The sequence below is a fragment of the Lentzea sp. NPDC060358 genome, from assembly GCF_042725365.1.
Lineage (GTDB): Bacteria > Actinomycetota > Actinomycetes > Mycobacteriales > Pseudonocardiaceae > Lentzea.
The window spans coordinates 1-23,611 of the sequence record NZ_JBHXCW010000117.1; the positions used below are offsets into that span (position 1 = coordinate 1).

Below are 23,611 nucleotides of genomic sequence, written 5' to 3' on the forward strand. Positions count from 1 at the left end.
GCATACAACATATACCTAACAGCTCCGGCGGGGCCACCCAGACTATTTAATACGCCTCGGCCATCCCCGCCACCACGGAGTTCCGCGCCGCCCGGCGGGCGGGCAGTGCGGCGGCGACCACGGCCGCGGCGATGGCCAGCCCGAGCAGGACGGCGAGCTGCCCGGCCGGGACCGACAGGCTGATCCGCAGGGTGTCCGACCGGGCCGCGGTGACCAGCAGCCACCCGAACCCGGTGCCGAGCAGCACCCCGGTCACCGCGCCGATCAGCGTCATCAGGATCGACTCGACGACCAGCATTGCCCGCAGCTGCCCGCGGGTGAGGCCGAGGGCGCGCAGCAGGGACGACTCGCGGGTGCGTTCCAGCACCGACAGCGTGAGCGTGTTGGCGATGCCGAACAGGGCGATGACCAGCGCCAGGCCCACCAGCGCCCAGATGAGCAGCAGGGTCTCGTCGATCGTCGCGTTGAGCTCCGCTTTCGCCTCGGCCGCGGAGTTCAGCACCGCGAACGGCGCCGACGCCGTGGCGCTCTCGAGAGCTGCCCGTGCGGCCGTGATGTCGGCGCCGGGCGCGAGCTTCACGAGCAGCTTCTCGTAGCCGTCCGGCGGGTTCTCGAGCAACGAGGTGGCCGAGGCCGCCGTGACCAGGCCGGTGCCGTGGTCCTCGCCCTTGATCAGCGCGACGACCCGGAAGTCCCTGCCGCCGAGGTCGAGCACGGACCCCACGACGAGACCGGCCTCGCGGGCGGCCTTCTCGTTCATCGCGATCTCGCCGTCCCGCAACGCGGGCAACGGCCTGCCGTCGGCGGTGTCGACCGGGATCAGCGACCCGATCGCGTCGGCCGGGTAGCCCAGCACGTAGGGGAAGGGCACGTGCCGCGACTTGGCCTTCGCGTAGACCTCGGGCACGACCCTGGTCACGTTCTCCACCTTCGCGAGCCCGTCGGCGAGCTCCCGCGTCAGCGGTTTCTCGTAGTTGTTCGTGCTGATCGCGTAATCGGTGGGAAAGCGGGCCTCGACCTGCTCGTCCACCGCCCGGCGACCGCTGGAGGCCACGACCGTCACCATCGTGACGACGGTGACGCCGATCATCAGCGCGGCGGTGGTGGCGGCGGTGCGCTTGGGGTTGCGGCCCGCGTTGGCGGAGGCGAGCCTCGCCGGGACACCGCGCAACGGCCTGCCGAACAGGCGGTTCACCGGCGGCACGTACAGCGGGCCGAGGAGCAGGACCGCGAGCAGCAGCGCCATCGAGCCGCCACCGGCCGCGAGGATCGCGGTGGTCCCCCCTCCCCCGCGCAGGGCGAGGACGACACCCGCCGCCCCGGCCAGGGCGGAAAGGACTGCGGCGGCGAGACGCAGCCCGCCGGTCCTGGCCACGTCGCCGGAGCTGTCCGGCTGCGACCGCAGGGCGGCCACCGGAGCGACCCTCGTCGCCCGGCGGGCCGGGAGCACGGCGGACAGGACGGTCACGAGCACACCGACGCCGAGACCGGCGGCGACCGTCGTCCAGGTGAGCGGCAGGCGGACCTCCGCGTCGCCACCGGGCCCGCGGACCGCGCCCAGCCCGAGCTGCAGGCCCGCGGAGACGCCGAGCCCGCCGAGGATGCCCAGCACCGACGCCGCGAGGCCCATGAGGACGGCTTCGGCGAGCACGCTGCGGAACACCTGCCCGCGGTCCGCGCCGACGCAGCGCAGCAGCGCGAGTTCCTTCGTGCGCTGGGCGACGAGGATCGTGAAGGTGTTGTGGATGACCATGCCCGCGACGACGAGCGAGATCGCGGCGAACGCGAGCAGGAAGGTCTCGAACTCGCGGCCGGAGCCGCCGTAGCGGGACAACGTCTCCCGCGTCAGCTGCTCCCCCGTCTGCACCACGTACCCCGGGCCGATGGCCCGGGTGATGTCGTCGGCGAGCTGCTGCTGCGGCACACCGGGCCGGGCGGCCGCGACGATCTCGTAGATGCGCTGGTCCGGGAGCACCTGGCGCAGCCCCTCCTGCGTCAGCAGCAGGTGGTCGCTGCCGGACAGCGCGACGCCGCTGGCGCCCTGCCGGTAGGTGCCGACGATCGTGTACGCGTGCACGGCGTCGCGTTCGTCGAGCAGCTTCAGCTCGTCGCCGACCTTCAGCTTCGAGGCCTCCGCGGTCTTCACGTCGAGCGCCGCTTCCCCTGCCGTGGAAGGAAAGCGGCCGTCCCGGAGGTTGAAGTCGCGCAGTTTCTCCGTCGTCGCCAACGGCTGCACCAGCGTGGAGTGCGCCTTGCCGGCCGCGTCGAGCATCGCGGTCCTGCCGCGCATCCGCGCGTCGGCGCCCTCGACTCCCGCGACACCGCGGACCTTCGCCAGGAACTCGGCGGGGACACCGCCCTCCTGGTTCGGGCTGTTCTCCCCCATCGTCACGGAGGCGTCGACGTTGCGGGCGCTGCGGGCGAAGTTGTCCCTGGTCTGGGCCTCGACCGCGTCACCGAGCACGAGCGTGCCGGTCACGAACGCCACGCCGAGCGCGATGGCGATGCTGGACAGCACCAGTCGTGCCGTGCGGGCACGCAGGCCCGCAAGGATCGTCTTCAACATCTGGCTCACGCCCCCAGGTGCGTGAGGGCGTTCACGACGGACTCGGTGGTCGGCTGGTGGATCTCGCCCGCCAGCCGGCCGTCGGCGAGCAGCACCACGCGGTCCGCGTAGCTCGCGGCCACCGGGTCGTGCGTCACCATGATCACCGTCTGCCCCAGCTTGCGCACCGACATGCGCAGGAAGTCCAGCACCTCCGCACCACTGCGCGAGTCGAGGTTGCCGGTCGGCTCGTCCGCGAAGATCACCTCAGGCCGGGCGACCAGCGCGCGAGCACACGCCACACGCTGCTGCTGACCACCGGAGAGCTCCGTCGGGCGGTGCGTCAGGCGGTCACGCAGCCCGAGGACGTTGACGATCGTGTCGAACCACTGCTGATCGGGCTTGCGACCCGCGAGCTCCAGGCCCAGCAGGATGTTCTGCTCCGCGGTCAGCGTCGGCAGCAGGTTGAACGCCTGGAACACGAACCCGACACGGTCACGACGCAGCTTCGTCAGGTCCTTGTCGCCGAGCTTCGTGATCTCGGTCTGTCCGATGTGGATGGACCCACCGTCCACCGTGTCCAAGCCCGCCAGGCAGTGCATCAGCGTCGACTTGCCCGAACCCGACGGACCCATGATCGCCGTGAAACGCCCCGCCTGGAAGGCGACGTCGATGCCGTCGAGCGCCCGCACCGCGGTGTCACCCCTGCCGTAGACCTTCACCAGGTTGTGGGCGGCCGCGGCGGTAGTGCCGACAGCGCTCGTGTCGGACACCGTTCCGTACATGTCTTCTGCCTTCCTCACAAGGGTTTCAGCTCGCCGAGGAAGGTACGGACGAACGACGCGGTCGCACATCAGCTGAATGACCCGCGGTAAATCGGCCTTAAGTACGACAACCCGGATCGCCGCCGGACGCCCCTGCAATCATGGCGCCATCCGTTCGACTTTTCAGCACCGCGACTTGGCTCGTGGCTCTGGTGTGGCAGCTGCTCACGTGGGCAGATCATTACCCGATCGATCTCGACGTCTACCGGCTGGGCGGTTCGGCCTGGCTCGAGAACAGGTCGCTGTACACCGGGTTCACCGGTCCCCCGCTCGATCCCGCACTCCCGTTCACCTATCCCCCGATCGCGGCGGTGTTGTTCAGCGGCCTGAACCTGGTTCCGGCGGCAGTGCTGAACTCGCTGGTGGTCACGCTCGACTTCGTCGCGCTGACCGCGGTGTGCGTCGCGGTGACGGCAAAGGTCCGCTCCGATCTCAAGTGGACGGTCGGACCGCCGGCGGCGATCGGCGCACTGGCCCTGGACCCGGTGTGGACGACCTACGGCTACGGCCAGGTCAACCTGGTCCTGCTCGCGCTGGTCGTGAGCGACGTCCTGCTGGTGCAGGACCGGCGCCTGCGCGGCGTCCTGATCGGTGTCGCGGCGGCGGTCAAGCTGACGCCCGCGATCTTCGTGCTCTACTTCCTCGTCAGGCGCGACTGGCGGGCTGCGGCGACGTCAGCGCTCACGTTCGCGGGCCTGACGATGGCGGGGTTCGTCGCCGCGCCGAAGGACTCGCTGCAGTACTGGCTGCACTCGTTGACGAACCCCGACCGCATCGGCGACATGTCGTTGTCGACGAACCAGTCGATCCGCGGTGTGCTGCGCGGTTTCGGCCTCGCGCCCGGTGCCGAGTCGCTGGTGTGGATGGCGCTCGCTGCCGTGGTGGTGGCTGCGGCGGCCTTCGTTGCGAGGAACGCGGAGGACGACCTCGTCGCGCTGTTCGCCATCGCGGCCGCCGGGCTGCTGGCGTCACCGGTGTCGTGGCTGCACCATTGGGTGTGGTGCGTGCCGGTGCTGGTGTTCCTGGCCCTGCGCGGCAACTCCTGGCGCGCGTTCGCCGTCGTGGCGCTGGTGTTCACGACAAGGCTGCACGAGTACGACACCTACGTGGGACTGGCCGCGGTCGCACTGGGACTGCTGGTCTTCCGGTCATCCGGGCGGGACCGCCACCGCGGTGCCACGCCGACGGGACTCGTCGACGTGGCACCGCGATAGCGCCCTTCGGCCTCGCCGGCCGGGTCAGCCCTGCGGCGTGGTGATCACGGTGAACACCGAACCGCCACTCGCCTGCCGCGCGCTGAGGTCCTCGAGGACCGTCGAGAGCGGGGCGTAGTTGTTCAGCTCACCCGGCTGGCAGGGGCCGCTGCGCGACTGCTGGCTGCCCTCCAGGATGCCGAGCGCGGCCTTGTCGACCTGGCTGAACAGCGGGCCACCGCTGTCGCCCGCCCTGGCGCACACGTCGGTGTTGATGCCGACGTCCGTGGAGAGGACCTGGCCGCACTTGGTGCCGACGAGGTAGCCCTCACCCGCACCGCTGTCGACCGCCTCCGGGTAGGTCACGGCGTTCGAGCCGGAGCCCGACGCGCACACGACCGAGCCGGGGATGACCTCCGTCAGCGGCGTGACCTTCGTGATCTCCTGGTTCGCCGAGGGAGAGGCAGGATCGCACGCGCTCTCCCCGCACTGCCGGAGAACGAGGTTGCGCGCGGACTGGCTCTCCAGCCACTTGCCGGCGGTCGGAGCGTCGACGTACTGCACGGCCGCGTAGTCGTACGGGTACGCGTTCTTCTCGATGCCGTGCTGGTTCAGCACGGGCTGGGTGTTGTGCTGCGTGGGCACGTTGTTCGTCTTCGTGGCCATGCAGTGGCCCGCGGTCAGGACCCACGGCACGTTCGGGAACGCGCCGCCGGTCGTGCGCAGGTTGAACCCGCTGGTGCAGCCGCCCACGGTGCCGTTGTCCCGCGTCATGTCCAGGCGCAGGCCACCCCGCATCGGACCGTGGTCCGTGCAGAACAACGGGTGGCAGTAGCCCTTGTCGACCGGGTCCGCCGCGTATGGCGTCGGCTTCTGCAGGACGCGGGTCGTGACCTTCGCGGAGTCCGCGTCGAAAACGCGGGATTCCGGCGCCGCCTCGGTCGAGGCCGTGGTCTTGTTCTTCTTCAACCACGCGCGTTCCCAGACCACGACACGGTTCTCGGTCGTGCTCACGGCCGGCAGGTACACCGACTCGGGTCCGGCACCGACCTGCTCGCCGATCCTCTCGGAGGCGGAGCTCAACGCGGCCAGGGAGTACTTCACCGTGCGGACCTGGGCCGCGGCCGCACCGGGCCGGCCGGCGATGTGCTGCCGGGCGGCCGAGGGGTCCGTGAACGTCACGACCAGGGTGCCACCGGCCTTCTGGTCGATCCACATGCCGCCGTACAGGTCGGGGGCCACCCGCCGCAGCCACCGGTCGAGCTCACCGGCGTCGCGCTGGAGTTCCAGCCGCCGCAGCGCTTCCTGCTGGTCGACGCCGTACGTCCGCACCAGGTACGCGACCGATTCCCTGACCGAGCCCGGGTCCGTCCGGGCGGACGACGGCTCGGCCGAGGCCGGTCCCGCCGTCGCGGCCGCCAGGACCAGCAGACTCGCCACCAGTCCGCCCACCTTGTTCGTCAAGCGCAAAACGTTCTCCTTCCGGGGTTGTGTGCCGCCCATTCAAGCAATGTCGAGAGGGTGGGCTTCCCCGGTGTCGTGCCGCGCCCGGGAAACCTTCCCCTGCGCTCACGGATCACTGCCCCATTGACGCGACTTGTGAACCGTTGCCAGCGCACGTCGACCGCCTTCGCGGCGGTGCGGACGGGTTCGACCTGCCCGCCGAGGTCCGCCGGAGCTCAGCCGGCTGATGGTGCGGGCGGTCGTCGCGAAGGCCGTCCGGGCGAGCTGAAGCGCCGCGGCTGCGGTCTGGTGGGCGTGCGCGAGCGGGCCCGTTCTCCGCGAATCTGCGGAGAACCGCCGGCCGGTGCGTTGTGGTCAGGCGGTGGACACCCGGTGCAGATCGCCACCCGCGGGCAGGATCCTCACCTCGCCCGCGGTGGCGGTGATGCCGGCACCACTCGGGGAGTTGCGCACCACCAGTTCGCGCGCGCCCCGGACCTCGTGGCTGACAGCAGTGGGCCGATGGGTGGCGCACCAGGTGAACCCGTGCAGTGCACTGTCCGTCACCACCACGTCGAACAGGTCGTGGCTGATCGCGGACACCATCACGCCATCCGTGCTCCGGCGGTGCACTCGCAGTTCGGCGGTGCCCGACCTCAGCCTCACCTCGTCGGCGGCCACGACGTCCAGCTGAACCGAACCCGCGGTGACGACGGTCGATGCACCCCGTTGGGACACCACGGAACTGTCGGCCCGTGCCACCGGGGCCGACACGACACCGTCCTCGTCGAGCATCGTCCGGAGATCACCTCCATGATCGATCATCGCGCCGCCTGCCCACACCGAAGCACTCCACTCGTGTTCCGCTCCCCGCACCAACACCTCCGGGCGGCCTTCCACCGTCTGCTGTGCGGACACCACGCACTGCGCGGTGGTCAGCCCGCCGTCCGGGCTGAGGTACCAGTCCTCCTCGACGTCGGCGACCACGACTCTGCCCCCGCAGATCACGAAGTCCCTGCCGCTCCAGCGGATCCGCACGCGGGCGTCCGCCGCCACCGTGAACCCACCGCCCAGGTCGACCCGCAACTCGCGGCCGGACCACGTCGTCGCGGCGCAGCCGGGGTGCAGCTCCGCGGTGGCGATGACCTGCTGCGTGACGCGATCCCAGACCAGTCCCTCACCTCGCTGCTCGCACTCGACGGAGACGAGCCACTCCGTCGCGAAAACGCGCCACCCGCTGCGCGCACAGGTGATCGTGAGGCTGGAGCCCGCCGCCACGCCGGCGGTGCCATCGGCACACGTGAAGGCGACGTGGTTCGTGACGGGGTCGAGCCGGAACACCGCACCGCCGTTCGCCGTGCGCACCTCCGTCACGTCGTCACGTGACACGCGGACCAGGACGTCGTCGGCCACGGCCACTTCGGTGGTGTCGGCGCCAACACGCGCGTCAACCTGCCCGTTCCCCGCCACGACTGCGCGGACGGCACTCGAAGTGATGTCGTGCAGGGCTCTTGCCGAGCCCCCAGCGAGCCGGACGTCCACACCATCCCGTGCTCGTTCGGCCCTGAGCAGGGTGGTGCGCACCTCCGCGGTGCCGTCGACGAACCGGACGCAAGCGCTTCCGACCTGCACTTCGTTGTGCGCGAAGGAGAAGGTCGTGGGCTTGTCGGACAGCGCGTCCAAGCTCAAGCGCTGTTCACCCCGGCCCACGTACCCGGCGACATGTCCGAACGTCCCGGCGGTGATCACGCCCAGCTGCGAGTCGAGCACCGTCGTCAGTTCGTGCCCCTCGCCGAGCGGGGTGATGACAGCGTTGACATCGACACAGGTGAGGATGCGCTCCACCCCCGCGCCCGGGACGACGCCGTCCCCCGATGGCGCTTCGAGCAAGCTCATCTTCCACGACCGCGCCGGGAACTCGCCTGCCAGAGGGTCGTCGAACGCTGTCATGGGCTCCCCAACGATGCCGGAAAAGAACTGCGGCAACGCTATTCGGGGGCTGCCGGCGGGAGAAGGGCCGCAGACCGGGCAGGACCGGTCACCCCACGATGTTTGCTCCATCGATCAAAGTTGCTCGCGACGTGTAACGGGAAGACTCGTCACCAGAGCACACGTCTCTGACGCACACGGGGACACCGGAGAAGACGTCTTGTGCAGGCGAGGCGCTCAGGCGGGATCGATCCGCGCCAGCTGCTCCTCGGCATCAGCACACATCTCCGGCAGCGACAGCTCGTCGAACGTGGCCAGCGCCTGGCGGAGCAGGCGCTCCGCCGCTCGGGAATCGCCCACGTCCGCGCGACAGCGCCCTTCTCGCATCATCGCCCTGGACGTGGTGAAGGCGCCGCTCACCTCCTCGTGGATGCGGCGGGCCTCGGCGAACATCGGCACCGCCTTCTCGCACTGCTGCGCCGCGTGCAGGCAGTCCGCCGTGCCTTCCAGCAGAAGGGCCATCAACCGTTCGCGGGCCAAGGTCGACTCGCCGGCTCGTTTGCGACTCGACGCCTCGGCGAGCAACGCGTTCAGCACGGCGAACGCCTCCATCGGCTGCTGGTCGGCCAGGAGCAACGTCCCGTAGCGGAAGTGCACGGGCAGCCGCACGGCCCAGAACTCGAACTGCGGGGACAGCGCCACCGCCTGTCTCGCGTGCTGCAACGCCTCGGCACGGTCACCGCGGAAGTACTCGTACTTGGCGGCGTACGCCAGGGCCCACATCTGTTCCAGCTGGTCGCCGGCCTCCACCGCGCAGTGCCAGGCGTGCTGGTGCTGCTCCAGAGCGGCGTCCCGGTGACCTGCGACGCCCAGCGCCCATCCGTGGAAGTTGCGTTGTTGCGCCTCGGCGCTCACATCGCCCAGTGCTCGCGCGGCATCCACGCCGATTCCGAAGATCTCCGACCATTCGGGGAGTTCCAAGCGGTCGTCGGAGTACCAGTGCATCGACCGGGCGAGTTCCAGGGCCTCGTGGTGCCAGCCGGCCCGGGCGATCTTCCTGGTGGCGGCGAGCCAGTTGGCGTGCTCCTGGTCGAGCCACTCCCGTGCCTCGTCCAGCGAGTCGAAGACGTCGCTCGTCAACTGCCCCGGCGAGAACACCGATCCCGCCGCGCACGCCATGCCCACGAGGTGTTCGAGCACGACCTCGGTCGTGCGGGCCCGCTCCTCGTGCTCGTCCTCCGCCTCCCACCTCTCCCGCGCGAAAAGGCCGAGCAGGTCGTGGAAGCGGAACCGGCGGGCGTGCGACCCGGCGAGCACCATGCTCGCGTCCACCAGCTCGTCGAGCAGCGCGAGTGTCTGCTCTTCGGTCAGTTCCGCCGCGACCTGCACGACCTCGACACCGAAGTCCATGCTCGGCACGGCCGCGAGGCGCCGGAACAGCATGCGGCCGTCGCCCGACAACATGCGGTAGGAGACCTCGAACGCGGAGCGCACCTGCAGATCCCCCGCCGACAACGAGCTGAGGCGGGTGCTCTCGTCGTGCAGTTGCTCGACCAGGTGGCCCAGCGACCAGTGCGGCCTGCTCGCCAGCCTGTTGCCCGCGATTCGCAGCGCCAGCGGCAGGTTCCCGCACAGGGCGATCAGCTCGCGCACCTCGCGGGGCTCGGCCCGGACCCGGTCCTCACCGACAATCGCACGCAGGAGCGCTTCCGAGTCCGCGGCACCGAACGGCGCGAGGTGCATCCAGCGCACCCCCTCCAGCCCGACCAGGGTGCGCCGGCAGGTCACCAGGGTCCGGCAGCCGGGAGCGGTCGCGAGCAGAGGACGGACCTGAGCTTCCGAGGCCGCGTTGTCCAGCAGCACCAGCACTCGCCGCTTCGCGAGCAGTGCGCGGTACCGGCTGGCCTGCTCGGCCTCGCTCGCGGGGATGTCCTGAGACGACACGCCCAGCGCCGAGAGGAGACGCTCGAAGACGGCGCGCACCGGCAACGGCTCTTCGTCCACGCCACGCAGGTCGATGCTCAGACAGCCGTCGGGAAACTCGTCACGCAGATCGTGCGCCGCGGAGGAAGCGAGCACTGTCTTCCCCAGGCCGGGCTGCCCCACGATCGCCACGCTCTGGTTCGCCTGCAGCAGCAACCTCAGCTTCGCGAGCTCGTCCGCGCGACCGACCCGGTCGGTGGGCAACGGCGGCAGCGCGGCCAGCCCGCCGCCCGCGACAGCCGGGCGGCGTCTGCGACCTCGTTCCGCCACGAGGAGGAACTCGGTGCGATCGCTTTCGTCCAGCGCGAGCGCGTCCGCCAGCACCTCCGCCGAACGGCGCTGCGCCGCGCGTGCCCTGCCCTGTTCGAGTTCCCGCAACGCCCGGACGCTGATGCCGGAGAGCTGGGCGAGCCGGTCCTGGCTCAGCCCGGCGTCGCGCCTGTACCTCAGCAGCAACTCCCCGAAGGGCGAACGGCCGTTCTTGTCTCGCACAGGACAACCCTAGTCGTGCACGAAGTCACCGCTGCTCACCCGCGGCCTCCTCCGCCGGCCGGGCGCTGGGCCACGGCCGCAGGACGAGCTTGCCGGCGGCGTGACCGCCCGCGCTCACCTCCTGCGCCTGGGCGGCATCTTCCAACGGGAACGTCCGCGCGACGCGCACCGTCAGCCTGCCTTCGGCGGCGAGGAGGGCGTACTCGCCGAGACGGGGACCGAACTGTGCGCCGGGGCCGGAGAACGTGACGCCCAGTTCGGCCGCCCTCGGGTCGGCGATGGTGACGATCCGGCCGGTGCCGCCGCGCAGCTCGATCGACGTCTCCAGGTCGCCCGCGCCGGCGGCGTCGTACACGGCGTCGACACCCTGCGGCGCGACCGCGCGGACCCGGTTGGCAAGGCCGTTGCCGTAGGCGACGGGGATCGCGCCCAGCGAGCGCAGGTAGTCGTGGTTGCCGGGAGAGGCGGTGCCGATGACCGTGGCGCCGCGGGCGACCGCGAGCTGCACGCCGACGGCACCGGCCACCCCGGCGGCGCCGTGCAGCAACAGCGTGTCGCCCTCTCTGACCCCGAGCGCGTCGAGCACGCGGACCGAGGTCTCGACAGCGACGGGAAGTGCCGCGGCGACGTCCCAGCCGAGATCTGCGGGCTTGGGACCGAAGTCGACGGCCAGCGCGTGTTCGGCGTACGCCCCGGTGACGGTCCAGCCCAGGACCTCGTCGCCGACCGCGACACCGGTCACGCCCTCGCCGACCTCGTCGACGACACCGGCCGCCTCCAGGCCCGGCACCACCGGGAACGGCGGTGCCAGCTGCGGCCTCCACCCGCTGCGGATCTTGTGGTCGAGCGGGTTGACCCCGGCCGCCACGACCTTCAGCCGCACCTGACCCGGTCCGGCGTGCGGTTCGTCGACCTCGGCGAGGCGCAGGACCTCCGGGCCGCCGAACCCGGTGTAAGTGATCGCCTTCATGCACAGCTCCAGTGCTCGTGGCTCAAGGTGGACATCGACGTGGCCGGGACGGCCGATGGCTTCACCAGCGCTTCGACCCGTTCCGGCTCGGAGGCTCAGGAACCAGCCGCGTTCGCGGGCACGACCCAGCCGGTGACTCGGATCCACTCGGCCAGGTCGAGGGTGGCCGGCTCGATCGCCCGGACCGCCGCGAGGTCCGAAGGGTGTTCCGCCGCCGTCGCGAACTGGCGGAACATCGCCCTGTCGAGGTCGCTCGGCAGCACGCTCAGCGGAAGGGCCTCGTACCGTGCCGGGAGCCCGGCGCGCGCACCGAAGGCCGCGGCGATCCGAGGGCCTGCCAGCTCGTCGCCGACGAGCTCGACGACTCCGCCGGGTGCCTTGGCGATGTCGAGCAGGAGCGCGGCGGCGACTCGGCCGACGTCCCTGACCGAGACCATCTTCAGTGCGACGTCCTCCGGCAGGGGCAGCCTCAGCACGATCTCCCCGTGCCGCAGGCTCGGTGCCATCTCCTCCATGAACGGGGCCAGGCGAACCATCACGGCCCTCAGGCCGGTCCTCCTCAGGTACTCCTCGATCACGTGCTTCGAGTCGTGGTGCGGCACGCCCCGCTCCCGGTCCGCGCCGAGGACCGAGTTGAACACGACGCGCGGGACGCGTGCCGCGACCGCCGCGTCGGCGAGCGCGGTACCGATGCGGATCTCCGTTTCGACCTCTTCGAGGTTGTTCGCCTCCGGTGTCATGAAGCAGAACGCCTCGACCGCCGTCAGCGCTGCGGCCAGCGACGCCGGGTCGTCGGTCCGGATGGCCGCCAGCTCGACACCGCGGGCTTCCAGCGCCTGAGCCCGGTCGGATCGCGGGTCGCGGACGAGGGCCCGGACCGTGGCCTTGTGGTCCAGCAGCGCGTCGACCACCGCTCCACCCTGCCGCCCCGTCGCGCCGAAGACCGCGATCGTGCCGGTCGCCTGCGTGCTCATCGCCGTCTCGCCGAGCTTGATCTTGTGTGACATGTCTTCACAATGCGTCCGCAGCGCCAGGCTTTCCACCGGTATCGCGCCAGGTTTTCCCGGTAACCCGCCAGCGTTGGGTTAGCCTCGACCACGTGTCCGACCCCAGCGACGAGCCGAGCTTCTGCACCGACGACGCACCGTTGTCCGCGCCGCTGGCCCACGGCGCCCGCGTGGCCGCGCACTTCCACGACCACGGCCAGCTCCGCTACGCCGCGCGCGGGGCACTGGTGACAGCGACCCGGGTGGGCACCTGGGTGGCGCCGGCCAGTCGGATCATGTGGGTGCCGCCCTTCGCGGTGCACAGCGGCAAGGCTTACGGCGACACGGACCTGCGGGTGCTGTCGCTGCCCGTGACGCTGACCGGACAGCTGCCTGCCGAGCCGTCGGTCTTCGTGGTGAGCGCGCTGCTGCGCGAGGCCTATCTGGCCCTGATGAGCGAGGGCGGGCCGCTGGAGAGCCCTCGCGCGCGGCTGCTGGTCGAAGTCGTGCTCGCCGAGCTCGCCCGCGCCGAACAGGAGGCGCTGCGCCTCCCGGAGCCGGGCGACCGACGTCTCAAGGCGGTCACCGACCTGCTCCACCAGGACCCGGCGAGCCCTGCGACCCTGGCCGAGCTGGGCCACCGCACCGGCACCAGCGAGCGCACCCTGAGCCGGCTGTTCGGCAGCGAGCTGTCGATGAGCTTCCACCAGTGGCGCACCCTGCTGCGCATCCAACGAGCGCTGATCGAGCTCGGCGACGGCACCTCGGTCACCGGCACGGCGATCCGGCTGGGCTGGTCGAACCCCAGCAGCTTCATCGACGCCTTCACCGAGCTGGTCGGTCAGACACCAGGGGCTTATCGCTCGTCGGCTCGGTCCTCGGGTGAGAGGGTGGCGGGGTAGCCAAGGCCAAGACGGAGATCGGCAAGATCAAGCGTGCGGACGCGTCGCACTGAGCGGAGCCGATTCCCTGGCACGAGGCCGTTCGACGGCGACGGTGTGACTGCTGCCGCGGCTAGGCCAGCACCAGTGTCAGCTCGGTGATCCCGCTCAGGATCGAGGACTGCGACCGCGGTGGTGACGCGTCGAGCAGCCGCGTGTTCGGGAAACCCGTTGCCAGGGCGGTCAGGGCCGTCTCGGCCTGCACGAGGGCCAGCTGCTGGCCGGGGCAGTGGTGAGGCCCGTGGCCGAATGCGACGTGGTGGCGGACTGTGCGGTGCAGATCGAACTCGGCGGCGTCGTCCGTCGTGCCCGGATCACGTCCGGCGGCGCTGAGCGAGACCAGGAGGATCTCCCCCGCCGGTACGGTCGTTCCCCCGAACTCCACCGCTTCGCGGGTGACGCGATGGGTCGCGTTCCGAACGGGAGCGTCGTAGCGCAGAGTCTCGTCCAAGGCGGCACGCGCGAGCGTTGGATCGGCGACCAGACCGCGCCAGCGTTCGGGCTGCACCAGCAGTGCGTACATCGTGTTGGCGATGAGACCTGAAGTCGTCTCGTGCCCGCTCACCACCAGCAGGAACAACTGCGCCATGAGCTCATCGGCGGTGAGCGCGTCCCCGTCGACGGAAGCGTGGACCAGCCCGGAGAGCAGGCCGGCATCCGGCTTCGCGCGGACTCGGGCGATCTGCCGCTCGAGGTAGCCCGCCAGGGCGTCGGAGCTGGGAACCGTCCGGTCCCGGTCGTCGAGCACGAGCGCGGTCGTCCACTCGTGGATCTCGTCCCGATCCTCCAGGGGCAGCCCCAGCAGCTCGCACAAGACCGTGATCGGCAGCCGGAAGGTGAACGACCCGACCAGGTCGACCGGTACCTCGACGGGAACAGCCGCCAGCAGGTGCGCGGTCAGCTCCCGCACGCGCGGGCGCAGCATCTCCACCCGCGCCGCGTTGAAGTTCCTCGCGACCAACCGCCGCAACCGCGCGTGGTCGGCTCCGTCCGCGTACATCATCGACGGGCCGTACATCTCCGACAGCCTCACCTCGTCACCGGACTTCGCCAGCTGAGCCCTGATCGCGCCGCGCAGCAGAGCGGACTCCTTGCTGAACCTGGTGGTGTCGGCGAGCAAGGCCCTCGCCTGTTCCACACCGGTCGTGACCACCCACACCCGCGGCCCACCGGGTATCCGCGCCGGATGAACGTCGCCGGCAGCGGCCAGCTCCCGCTCTGCAGCGAAGTTCCCGTAACCGTGGCGGTTCGTGACAAGAGCACTCTCGTCTGGGAAGGGCATCTGGACGTCGCTCCCGTCGCGGAGGAGGTTCGACCGGCCTGGCGCACCAGCACCTGGTCACGGGCTCACTGCATCATGAGCCGACCAGGTGCGGACAGGATCCGACGTTGCTCGAAAGGACACGCTGGACGACCCGAAACGACACGCCGGGCTTTCCAGCGGAGCGTGCGCTAGGTGCGCCAGACGTCGTCGAGGTTCTTGTCGAACATCGTCACGACGGACAGGAGAGCGGCGTCGAGGTCGACGGCGTCCGAATCGAGGAGGACCTGAAGGTGAATTCCCCAGAGCGCGCCGTTGAGCGCCGCTGCGGCCGCACCTTCCTGCCGGGCCGCCGTCGCCGGGTCGACGTGTGCCGGACGCCGCCGCCGCAGGAAGTCCTCGACGCTCTTCCTCCGCCGGGCGAAGTAGTCGCGGTGGTGCTGCCGCACCCCGCCCTGGGCGCCCAGCGCCTTGACGAGAACCTCGAACATCAGCGTCGACTCGCCGCCGTGCAGCAGCACGGCGACCTCGCGGACCACGTCGGCGAGCGGGGAGGCGGACGACTGGCCATCGGCGGCGCAGACGCGTTCGACGACGCGCTCCGCGACGGCCATCGCGAGAGCGTCCTTGTCCCTGAAGTGCCAGAGGATCGAACCGCGACCGATCCTGCACCGCTGCGCGATGTCCGCGAAGGAGGTGTGGGCGAACCCTCGTTCGGTGAAGAGGTCCTCGGCCGCGTCCAGGATGCGACGGCGGCTCTCTTCGGCGCAACGGCGGTCGACGGTGTTCGTGTCGCTCATCGCGCCGCCGATGCGCTGCGCGTCCGGGTCGCGCTCGCGCACTGCCGAGAGGCGGGCCCAGCACCACACGCGGGCGCGGGAAGACCTGGCCGGGCGAACAGTTCCGCGTCTGACGACATCCGGCTCCTCGGGTCGGTCTTCTCCTGCACCCTGTAGTTGCCGATGTACGCCCGAAGTGTTCACAGCACCTGAAAAGAGCTGGTCAGCGCCGAGGACCGAGTCCTCGGACAGTCACCGGTGGGCTCAGCGGCCGAACCGGGACTTCAGCTGCTCGGGGACGCGCTCGCCCTGGACCCGGCTCGCGGCCACCTCGATGCGCCGCAGGTCGTCCGGGTCCAGCTCCACGCCGAGCGCTCCCGCGTTCTCGTCCAGGCGGTGCAGCTTGGTCGTGCCGGGAATCGGCACGACCCACGGCTTCTGCGTCAGCACCCAGGCGAGCGCGGCCTGGGCCGGCGTGGCTCCCCTGTCGCCGGCGATCTGCCGGAGCAGGTCGACCAGCGCCTGGTTCGCCTGGCGCGCCTCGGGGGTGAAGCGCGGCAGCATGCGGCGGAGGTCGTCGTCGGCGAGCGACGTGCGGGAGTCGATCGTGCCGGTCAGGTACCCCTTGCCGAGCGGGCTGTAGGCCACCAGGCCGATGCCCAGCTCCTCCAGGGTGGGAACGATCTCGGCCTCGCAGTCCCGCACCCAGAGCGAGTACTCGCTCTGCAAGGCCGTCACGGGTTGCACCGCGTGGGCGCGCCTGATCGTCGTCGCCCCCGCCTCCGACAAGCCGAAGTGCCCGACCTTGCCTTCCGCGATGAGCTCTCCGACCGTGCCGGCCACGTCCTCGACGGGCACCTCCGGATCGACGCGGTGCTGGTAGAGGAGGTCGATGTGGTCCGTTCGCAGCCGCCGCAGCGAAGCCTCGGTCACTCGGCGGATCTGCTCGGGCCGGCTGTCGACCCCCGACACCGGGGTCGGTCCGTCCTCCCCGTGCCTGATGCCGAACTTGGTGGCGATCACCACCCGGTCGCGGACCGGCGCCAGCGCCTGGCCGACCAGCTCCTCGTTCGTGAAGGGACCGTAGACCTCGGCGGTGTCGAAGAAGGTCACGCCGCGGTCGACCGCGGCCCGCAGCAGCCTCGTCATCTCGGCCGGGTCCGGGGCCGCGCCGTAGAAGAAGCTCATGCCCATGCACCCGAGTCCCAGGGCCGAGACTTCCAGGTGCTGCCCGAGCGTGCGTACCTGCACTGGAGTGCTCCCTCGTGAAGATCGTCCGTTCGCGTTGACCAGCGAACCCGTCACAGGACGTTAGGTCCGTGGCGCGGGCGGCGGTGAGACCCTCTTGGTACAGGTACTGCCGGTGCCCCCTTCGGCTGTGGCGACGAGCCCGCGGACTCGGATCGACCGCACGGTCCACTCCCAGCTCCGTTGGACGAACGAATCATCCGGGCTCCGGCAAGAGGTGACGGGCGAACCAGTCGAGCACCTGTCCCGGCCGGCGCTGGAACTCCAGATACCCGTCCCAGCGGGCCGTCGAGCCTTCGATCCAGCTCAGGCGCTTGTCGGCGACCGGGATGTTGTCGAAGATCGCCTGCACGTCCTCGGGCACGGTGAGGACGTCATCGCGCACCTGGTAGACGTACGTCGGGACGGTGCACTGCTCGGCCCAGGTCCGGGTGGCCCGGGCGGCGAAGCCGATGCCGGTGGCCAGCCGGACTCGCCGCTCGAGTTCCTCGGGGTCTTCGTGCACGCCTGCCAGGGCGAGCACCCGCCCCAAGATGACCTCCTCGGTGACCGGTTGCGGCCCGGCCAGGCAGCGGACGTTCGCGAACGCCGCGGGATCGAGCGTCATCGCGTACAGCGTCGCGTTGAAGCCCAGGCACCGGCTGAACAACCCCACCGCCGAGTGCCGGGTGTCCGGCCGGCTCGCGGCATAGCTCAGCGAGCCCAGCACGTCGCGGGCCTCGAACATGCCGGACGAGGCGATACCGCCGTTGCCGGTGCCGCTCAGCCCGTGACTGCGCAGGTCGTAGGTCAGCACGTGGTAGCCGGCCCGGTGCAGGATCGCCAGGTCGTGGGTGAAGTCGACCTCGACGTCGTTGCCGCTCGGCCCCCAGATGGACTTCCACGGCTCCAGGTGCGAGGGCAGACCGGACCGGGTGAAGTACATCGGGTGGTTGACGATGACGAGGCGGTCGGAACCGGGTGCCGGGATGAACCACCCCTCGAGAGGGACCCCGTCCGCGGAGGGGAACGTGACGTCCTCGTACTCAAGTCCCTGCTCCGACGGATAGTGCATGATCGGCGATCGGGGAAGCCTGCCCAGCGCCGTGACGATGGCGTCCAGGACGTGCCCGGCGTGGTCGTCGGCCATCACTCGGCCCCGAGTTGGTGCCGCAGGGCGAAGAAGTCCTCCAGGTGCCAGGTGCCGGCGATCTTGCCGTCCGCGATCTGGTGGAAGTCGAACGCGCGGAACGCCACGGTCCGGCCGGTCGGCGCGATGCCGAGGATCTCGCCCCGGTGCGTCCCTGTTGCCAGGACCCGCACCGCCACCCGCTCGCCGGACACGACGAGGTCCTCGATCTGGACGTCCAGGTCGGGGAAGGCCGACCGCAGGAACGCCACGGTGCCGAGGTACCCGTCGATCCCGGCCGGCGTGCCTGGAGGAAGCGGGATGTCCCGCCAGTCGTCCGCGAGGTAGTCACCGGCGGCACTCACGACGCCGGTGGACATCGCCGCGTAGAAGCGGCGCACCAGCATCTCCGGGTCCACGACCGGGGCCGGGGAGAACCCGTCCAGGACGACCAGCCGGCGGTCCAACGCGGTGGCGGCGATCCTGCGGGCCTCTGCGTACTCGGCCGAGTCGTACCAAGTGCGCAACTGCTTCTCGTCGGCGAACTCGATGATGACGGCGAGTTGGTCCTGCGGCCAGTCACCCTCGACCACCTCGGCCGCGGAGGCGAGGACGAGGAACTTCCCCCCGTGCGCGGCAACCGAGGACTGAGCGATCTCGGCGTATTTCTGAGCGCCCTCACTGTCGAGGACTTTGACTTCGGTCAAGCTGTAAACGGCCACCTGAGCTCTGCTTTCCCGGTTGTGGAATGCTGCTTTCGTCGTTCACGAAGTCTGTTCGGCGCAAGGAAAGAACGGAAACGACGATCAGTGATGAAGTCACAACCACGAGGTCTCGGTGCCTGAGCTGAAGCAGTTGCGAGTTCTGGTGGCGGTGGCCGACGAACTGAACTTCACCAGGGCCGCGGCGAAGTTGTTCATGACTCAGCAGGCGGTGTCCAAGGTGATCCGCCAGGTCGAGCACGAGCTCGGCGCCGAGCTCGTGGCGCGGTCCACCCACGCGGTGCGGCTCACAGCAGCGGGCGAGTCCCTGGTCCACGACGCCCGGCGGGTCCTGCTGCTCGTCGCCGCCGCGGTGGATCGGGTCCACGAGATCGCCGCCGCCCGCGCGGGCACGGTCCGGGTCGGCGTCTCCCCCGCTCTGGGACCGGGTGAACGCGACGCGGTGGTCGACGCCCTGCGCGACCGCGCCCCCGGCCTCACCGTGGCGCTCAACGAGCTGCGACCGGAGAAGGTCTTGACCGAGTTGCAGTCCCGCGAGATCGAGCTGGCCGTCGTCCGCATCGCACCGGACTCCCCGGCTCTGGACAGCGCCGCACTGGCGATGACTCCGACCCGCCTCTACGTGCCGGCAGGACACCGCCTCGCGGCGCGAACGACCCCCGTGCCCGCGGTCGAGCTCGATGGTGAGCGGCTGCTGGTCTGGAGCCCACCCGGTACCCCCCTGACCGACCTGATCGTCAGCCGTCTCGCCGAGTCCGGTGCGGCGGTGCAGCCCCTGATGTCGCTGACCACGGGCATGGCCTCCGCCCTGAACGACCTGACCGAACTCGCCGCTGTCGCGATCGCGCCGGAAGGCTGGCACCTCCCCGGACGCACGGTCGAGCTCCACCTCGCCGAGGACGTCCTGCTGCCCTTGGTCGTCGTCTGGCCCGCCGGTGGATCCACCACCACCGTCGACCGGCTCCGCGCGGCGTTGCCGATCACCGGGCAGGACGACGCGACGAGATGATCCACCGCCGAGCGCTTCTCGACCGGGACCCGGTGGCGTGAGCCGTCTGTCCGTTGTGGACGCTCTGGCTGCCGCCGTGAAGGCGGTCCGGCTTCGTCAGGTTCTCGATCGAGTCCGGCGGTGCCCGAAAGATCTTCCACGCCTGCCCGAACGCCTCTGATCGGGCGGGCGCGAGCATCCTCACCGATATCAGTGCCGTCTCCTCAGGTCGTAAGGCACGTAACGATGTGAGGAGATGCTCATGGGCAGGCAACGGGTGGAACGGGTCCTGGTGACGGCCGCGCTGATCGCCGCCGCGGCGGCGACGGCGGCACTGCCGGCTTCCGCCGGCCAGGACTCGCCACCGCAGTGCGCGGCGGGCGACCTCACCGTCAGGATCGCCGAGGGGCACTCCCCGAGCCCGGCCACCAGCAGGTTGTTCATGGTGGAGTTCAAGGGCCGTGAGGGCGTGGACTGCCAGCTCAGCGGCGGGCTGTCCAACGTCCGGTTCTTCGACGGCGCGAACCAGCAGATGATCGTCCCCTTCCTCAACTACCACCACCTGACGCCGCCGCACGAGAAGGTCCACGTCGGCGAGTACGGCGCGGCTTACGTCTACATCAAGGCGCCGAAGACCGGCAGCATCGGCTTCCCGGTGGCCAGGATGTCCTTCGACGTGCCCACCGCGCCGAAGTCCGAGATGAGCACCACGTGGCCGAGCACCGTCAACGGGCCGCTGGAGTTCGGGAAGATCATGAACGGCGTGAGCTGACCGGCTGATGACCGGCTGCCGGCCGGTGCGGCTCGCGCCGGCCGGCAGCGGGGACCGCCGCGCACCAGGCCAGGAACCCCAGTGCCAGCCACACGTAGCTGTTGCCGATCAGGTGCTGCCACCACGCCCACGCCAGTTCGCGGTCCCCCGCCGACGGCAGCAGCCAGTGCGGGCCGACCGCGAACACCACCGCGACCGCGATCCGGACCCGGCCGTGCAGGACGAGCAGGGCCGGTGCGACCCACACCCAGTGGTGCGACCACGACACCGGTGAGACCAGCAGTCCGGCGGCGGCCACGGCCAGCAGGGCCGTGAGGTCGTCGCGCAGGCGGGGCAGCGCGAACGCGGTCACGGCGAGCACGACCAGGCACAGCGCGATCCACAGCGGTTCGGGGGCGCCGAGGCGGAACAGCAGGCCGCGCAACGACTGGTTGGCGGTGTAGGCGAGGCCGCCGACGCGCTGCGGGTCGAGCACCGCGTGGAACCAGAACCGCGCCGACTCGCCCGGTGCGACCGCCCAGCCGAGCAGACCGGCTCCGGTGAAGGTGGCGATGGCGGTCAGCGCGGGCCTCCACCGCCCGCGGGACAGGAAGTACAGCACGAAGATCGCCGGGGTCAGCTTGATCGCGGCGGCGAGGCCCACGAGCAGTCCGCGCGGCCACGGGGTGCGCGGCAGCAGGCAGTCCAGCACCACCAGGCCGATCAGGACCGTGTTGATCTGGCCGAGGTCGGTGCCGCCGCGCAGCGGTTCGAGCAGCAGGCAGCCGGCGGCGAGACCGAACCCGGCTCTGGGCAGGGAGAAGCGCGACGCCGCCACGTGGCAGGCCGCGGTGAACGACGCGATGCCCGCCGCGGTGAAGAGGACGGCGGCGACCGGCAGCGGCAGCGGGCTCAGGCCGCTGAACAGCACGGCGGCGAACGGCGGGTAGGTGAACGGCAGACCCCGGGGGCCGGGGAAGTCCGCGGCGTACAGGCCCGTGCCGGACCACAGCACCTCGCCGCCCGCCAGGTACACGCGCAGGTCGAGGACGCCGGAACCGAAGCTGCGCGCGAAGACCCAGACGAGCAGGCAGCACGCGACGGCGGCCCACACCCGCCGGAGGTCGATGCGCGTCATCACGTCGTTCACCGCGACACCGCCGCACGCCGGCGCCGCGCGACCGCCAGCACCGCCGCCGCGGCCACGGCGGCCACCACGGCTCCGGCGCTGTTGTTGAGGAAGTCCTGGGTCTCGCACAGGCCCCGGCGGGTGAGCGGCTGCACGACCTCGATCGCCGCGCTCAGCGCGATCGCCGACACCAGCACGGCCCACGGCTTGCGCGTGGCCAGGACCGCGAAGAGCACCAACGGCACGAACAGCAGGGCGTTGAGCAGTTCCGACGAGCCGTGCAGGGAGAAGGTGTTGAGGTGGCAGAACCCGTCACGGCCGGCCCAGTCCGGCAGGGTGCGCGAGAACGTCACGCCCAGCACGACACCGAGCGAGATCCCCGCCAGTGCGGCGGGGCCGGGCCGCCACCGGTACCGGCGTGCGGCGAACCACGCTGCCGGCCCCAGCACGACGATCCCCGCCACCACACCGGCCGCGATCAACGGGTTCGACAGCGCCGAGACCACCTCGTCGAGCACCCAGCCCAGCTGTTCCACCACAGGAAACCCCTTGTCCACAACGAAGTCCGTTGTGGACAAGGCTGCTGCCGGAGCAGGTGCGGGCGGATCGGCCGCAGGGCCGGAGGATCATGGCCGGGTGGCCCGCCCCGCGCTCCGGACCGGCCGTTCGGCCGAGGTCAGTCGGCCACCACGTGCGCGCGGAACGCCCACGCCACGATCTCCACCCTGTTGCGCGCCTTGACCTTAGCCTGCACCGACGCCAGGTGGGCCTTGACCGACGAGACCGAGAGCTGCAGCGCGGCGGCTATCTCGTTGTTGCTCAGGCCTCGGGAGACCTGGCGGACGACGTCGAGCTCGCGCGGGTTGAGCAGGCCGGCGGCGGCGTGGTCGACCGGTTTCGGCGCCCTGCGCAGGACCCGCAGCACCACCTGCGGTGACACCAGCACGTCGCCGCGGGCGGCCGACCTGACGGCCTCGACCAGCAGGCCCGGGCTCGCGTCCTTGGTGAGAAAACCGCACGCGCCGAGGTCGAGCGCCTTCTGCAGCACGTCGTCGCTGTCGAACGTCGTCACCACCACGACGCGGGTGTGCGGGGCGAGCCGCCGGGTGACCTCCAGGCCGTCCAGACCCGGCATCCGCACGTCGACCAGGCACACCTGCGGCGTCAGCTCCTTGGCCCGCTGCACGGCGCTGATGCCGTCCGGGACGTCCGCGACGACCTCCACGTCCGGTTGCGCCTCCAGGATCAGGCGGAAGCCCATCCGCACCATGTCCTGGTCCTCGGCGATCAGCACGGTGATCACGCCCGCACCTCCAGCGGCAGCTCGGCGGTGACCAGCCAGCCCTCACCGGTGGGGCCCGCGAAGAAGCGCCCGCCCAGCTCGTCCACCCGTTCCCGCATGCCCACCAGCCCGAACCCGCCGGAGTGGGCCGGTCTGCCCGTGCCGTTGTCCACCACGGACAGCAGGACCGCCGTGGCGGTGCGGCGCACGTCGACCTCGACGTCCGTGGCGTCGCGCGCGTGCTTGCGGATGTTGGTGAGCGCCTCCTGCACCAGCCTGAGCACCGACCGCGCCAGCTCCGGCCGCACGTCGCCGCCGAGCTCGACGGTCGCGCGCACGGGCAGCCCGGACTTCTCGGCCACCTGGTGCAGGTCGGCCGTCAGGTCGCCGGTCGCGGTGGTGGTTCCGTTGGCGCGCAACGTCCTGACCATCGCCCGCATCGCGCCCAGCGCGTCCGTGCCGCCGTCGACGATGCCGGGCAGCAGCGAGCACGCCTTGGCCTGGTCGGCCTCCGCGACGACGAGCGCGGCCTGGGCCTGCACCAGCATGCCGGTCACGTAGTGCGCGACGACGTCGTGCAGTTCCCTGGCCATGTCGAGTCGTTCCTCGCTGCGCGCCCGGTCCGCCGCGGCGGCCGCGGTCACCGCCTCGACCCGGTCCCGGAACCGCAGCACCGCACCGCCGCCCACGCCGACGAGGAAGAGCGGCAGGACGAGCAGCGCGTTCGCGAGCCGGCCGAGGTCGAAGTCGGCCCTGATCACCGCGGCGTGGACGCTGACCAGCACCAGCGCGCCCACGGCGAGGGTGGCCGGCAGCGGCGGCACCTTCCAGACCAGCAGCAGGACCAGCGCCAGCACCACGGCCGCTTCCGCGATCCGCGCCGGCGGGGTGCCGAGGCCCGGCGGCGTGCCCACCCCGGTGCCGTCCGCGAAGACCGCACGGCTGAACCCGCTGACCAGGCCGGTGACGACGAAGACACCCGCGCACACCGCCGCCGTGACCAGCACCGGCAGCACCTGCGTTCGACGGTTGAGCAC

At 70.9% G+C, this 23,611-nt stretch carries 20 protein-coding genes; 4 read left to right on the forward strand and 16 right to left on the reverse strand.

Annotation, left to right across the window (positions count from 1 at the left end):
- Positions 1-46 precede the first annotated feature (46 nt).
- Both ACFWGZ_RS23575 and ACFWGZ_RS23580 read right to left on the reverse strand, forming a co-directional pair.
- Entirely contained in the window at positions 47-2,566 is a 2,520-nt protein-coding gene (locus tag ACFWGZ_RS23575) for an ABC transporter permease (protein WP_382453743.1), read from the reverse strand.
- 5 nt (positions 2,567-2,571) lie between these two features.
- Positions 2,572-3,330 (reverse strand): ABC transporter ATP-binding protein, encoded by a 759-nt coding sequence (locus tag ACFWGZ_RS23580; protein WP_382453724.1) that lies wholly within the window; start codon positions 3,328-3,330, stop codon positions 2,572-2,574.
- A gap of 182 nt (positions 3,331-3,512) precedes the next feature.
- Here ACFWGZ_RS23580 and ACFWGZ_RS23585 point away from each other — a divergent pair, with 182 nt between their 5' ends.
- Positions 3,513-4,583 (forward strand): glycosyltransferase 87 family protein, encoded by a 1,071-nt coding sequence (locus tag ACFWGZ_RS23585; RefSeq protein WP_382453725.1) that lies wholly within the window; start codon positions 3,513-3,515, stop codon positions 4,581-4,583.
- Positions 4,584-4,607: 24 nt separating this feature from the next.
- Here ACFWGZ_RS23585 and ACFWGZ_RS23590 read toward each other — a convergent pair whose 3' ends face one another.
- From ACFWGZ_RS23590 to ACFWGZ_RS23610, 5 genes are all read right to left on the reverse strand, one after another.
- Positions 4,608-6,026 (reverse strand): trypsin-like serine protease, encoded by a 1,419-nt coding sequence (locus tag ACFWGZ_RS23590; protein ID WP_382453726.1) that lies wholly within the window; start codon positions 6,024-6,026, stop codon positions 4,608-4,610.
- 354 nt (positions 6,027-6,380) lie between these two features.
- Positions 6,381-7,955 (reverse strand): hypothetical protein, encoded by a 1,575-nt coding sequence (locus ACFWGZ_RS23595; protein WP_382453727.1) that lies wholly within the window; start codon positions 7,953-7,955, stop codon positions 6,381-6,383.
- 216 nt (positions 7,956-8,171) lie between these two features.
- The gene (locus ACFWGZ_RS23600; protein ID WP_382453728.1) at positions 8,172-10,409 is read right to left on the reverse strand and encodes an ATP-binding protein; all 2,238 of its coding nucleotides are present in this window, start codon (positions 10,407-10,409) and stop codon (positions 8,172-8,174) included.
- Between the two features lie 25 nt (positions 10,410-10,434).
- Positions 10,435-11,379, reverse strand: a complete 945-nt coding sequence (locus ACFWGZ_RS23605) for an NADP-dependent oxidoreductase (RefSeq protein ID WP_382453729.1) — start codon at positions 11,377-11,379, stop codon at positions 10,435-10,437.
- A 95-nt stretch (positions 11,380-11,474) separates the two neighbouring features.
- A complete protein-coding gene (locus tag ACFWGZ_RS23610) occupies positions 11,475-12,386 on the reverse strand; it encodes an NmrA/HSCARG family protein (RefSeq protein WP_382453730.1) in 912 nt (303 codons plus the stop codon).
- 92 nt (positions 12,387-12,478) lie between these two features.
- Here ACFWGZ_RS23610 and ACFWGZ_RS23615 point away from each other — a divergent pair, with 92 nt between their 5' ends.
- Positions 12,479-13,267 carry a helix-turn-helix domain-containing protein gene (locus ACFWGZ_RS23615; RefSeq protein WP_382453731.1) on the forward strand — a complete coding sequence of 263 codons (789 nt, stop codon included), beginning with the start codon at positions 12,479-12,481 and terminating at the stop codon, positions 13,265-13,267.
- Between the two features lie 112 nt (positions 13,268-13,379).
- Here the strand turns inward: ACFWGZ_RS23615 and ACFWGZ_RS23620 are convergent, their stop codons facing one another.
- From ACFWGZ_RS23620 to ACFWGZ_RS23640, 5 genes are all read right to left on the reverse strand, one after another.
- Positions 13,380-14,465, reverse strand: a complete 1,086-nt coding sequence (locus ACFWGZ_RS23620; RefSeq protein WP_382453732.1) for a cytochrome P450 — start codon at positions 14,463-14,465, stop codon at positions 13,380-13,382.
- 293 nt (positions 14,466-14,758) lie between these two features.
- Entirely contained in the window at positions 14,759-15,409 is a 651-nt protein-coding gene (locus ACFWGZ_RS23625; protein WP_382453733.1) for a TetR/AcrR family transcriptional regulator, read from the reverse strand.
- 201 nt (positions 15,410-15,610) lie between these two features.
- The gene (locus ACFWGZ_RS23630) at positions 15,611-16,597 is read right to left on the reverse strand and encodes an aldo/keto reductase (protein ID WP_382453734.1); all 987 of its coding nucleotides are present in this window, start codon (positions 16,595-16,597) and stop codon (positions 15,611-15,613) included.
- Between the two features lie 193 nt (positions 16,598-16,790).
- Complete coding sequence (locus tag ACFWGZ_RS23635; RefSeq protein WP_382453735.1) at positions 16,791-17,723, reverse strand: alpha/beta hydrolase; 933 nt, start codon at positions 17,721-17,723, stop codon at positions 16,791-16,793.
- Positions 17,723-18,409, reverse strand: coding sequence for an ester cyclase (locus ACFWGZ_RS23640; RefSeq protein ID WP_382453736.1), 687 nt, complete (start codon positions 18,407-18,409; stop codon positions 17,723-17,725). The genes ACFWGZ_RS23635 and ACFWGZ_RS23640 overlap by 1 nt, the downstream gene beginning before the upstream one ends.
- A 130-nt stretch (positions 18,410-18,539) precedes the next feature.
- On the opposite strand from ACFWGZ_RS23640, the gene ACFWGZ_RS23645 reads away from it, so the two are divergent.
- Together ACFWGZ_RS23645 and ACFWGZ_RS23650 are read left to right on the forward strand one after the other, a co-directional pair.
- A complete protein-coding gene (locus ACFWGZ_RS23645; protein WP_382453737.1) occupies positions 18,540-19,433 on the forward strand; it encodes a LysR family transcriptional regulator in 894 nt (297 codons plus the stop codon).
- Positions 19,434-19,674: 241 nt separating this feature from the next.
- A complete protein-coding gene (locus tag ACFWGZ_RS23650; RefSeq protein ID WP_382453738.1) occupies positions 19,675-20,184 on the forward strand; it encodes a hypothetical protein in 510 nt (169 codons plus the stop codon).
- Here ACFWGZ_RS23650 and ACFWGZ_RS23655 read toward each other — a convergent pair.
- The 4 genes from ACFWGZ_RS23655 to ACFWGZ_RS23670 all read right to left on the reverse strand — a co-directional run.
- A complete protein-coding gene (locus ACFWGZ_RS23655) occupies positions 20,165-21,313 on the reverse strand; it encodes a glycosyltransferase 87 family protein (RefSeq protein WP_382453739.1) in 1,149 nt (382 codons plus the stop codon). The two genes, ACFWGZ_RS23650 and ACFWGZ_RS23655, sit on opposite strands and share 20 nt — an antisense overlap.
- Entirely contained in the window at positions 21,310-21,831 is a 522-nt protein-coding gene (locus tag ACFWGZ_RS23660) for a VanZ family protein (protein WP_382453740.1), read from the reverse strand. The genes ACFWGZ_RS23655 and ACFWGZ_RS23660 overlap by 4 nt, the downstream gene beginning before the upstream one ends.
- A 137-nt stretch (positions 21,832-21,968) precedes the next feature.
- Complete coding sequence (locus ACFWGZ_RS23665; protein ID WP_382453741.1) at positions 21,969-22,595, reverse strand: response regulator; 627 nt, start codon at positions 22,593-22,595, stop codon at positions 21,969-21,971.
- On the reverse strand, positions 22,592-23,611 hold a 1,020-nt coding region (locus ACFWGZ_RS23670), incomplete at its 5' end, for a sensor histidine kinase (RefSeq protein WP_382453742.1). The genes ACFWGZ_RS23665 and ACFWGZ_RS23670, both read right to left, overlap by 4 nt.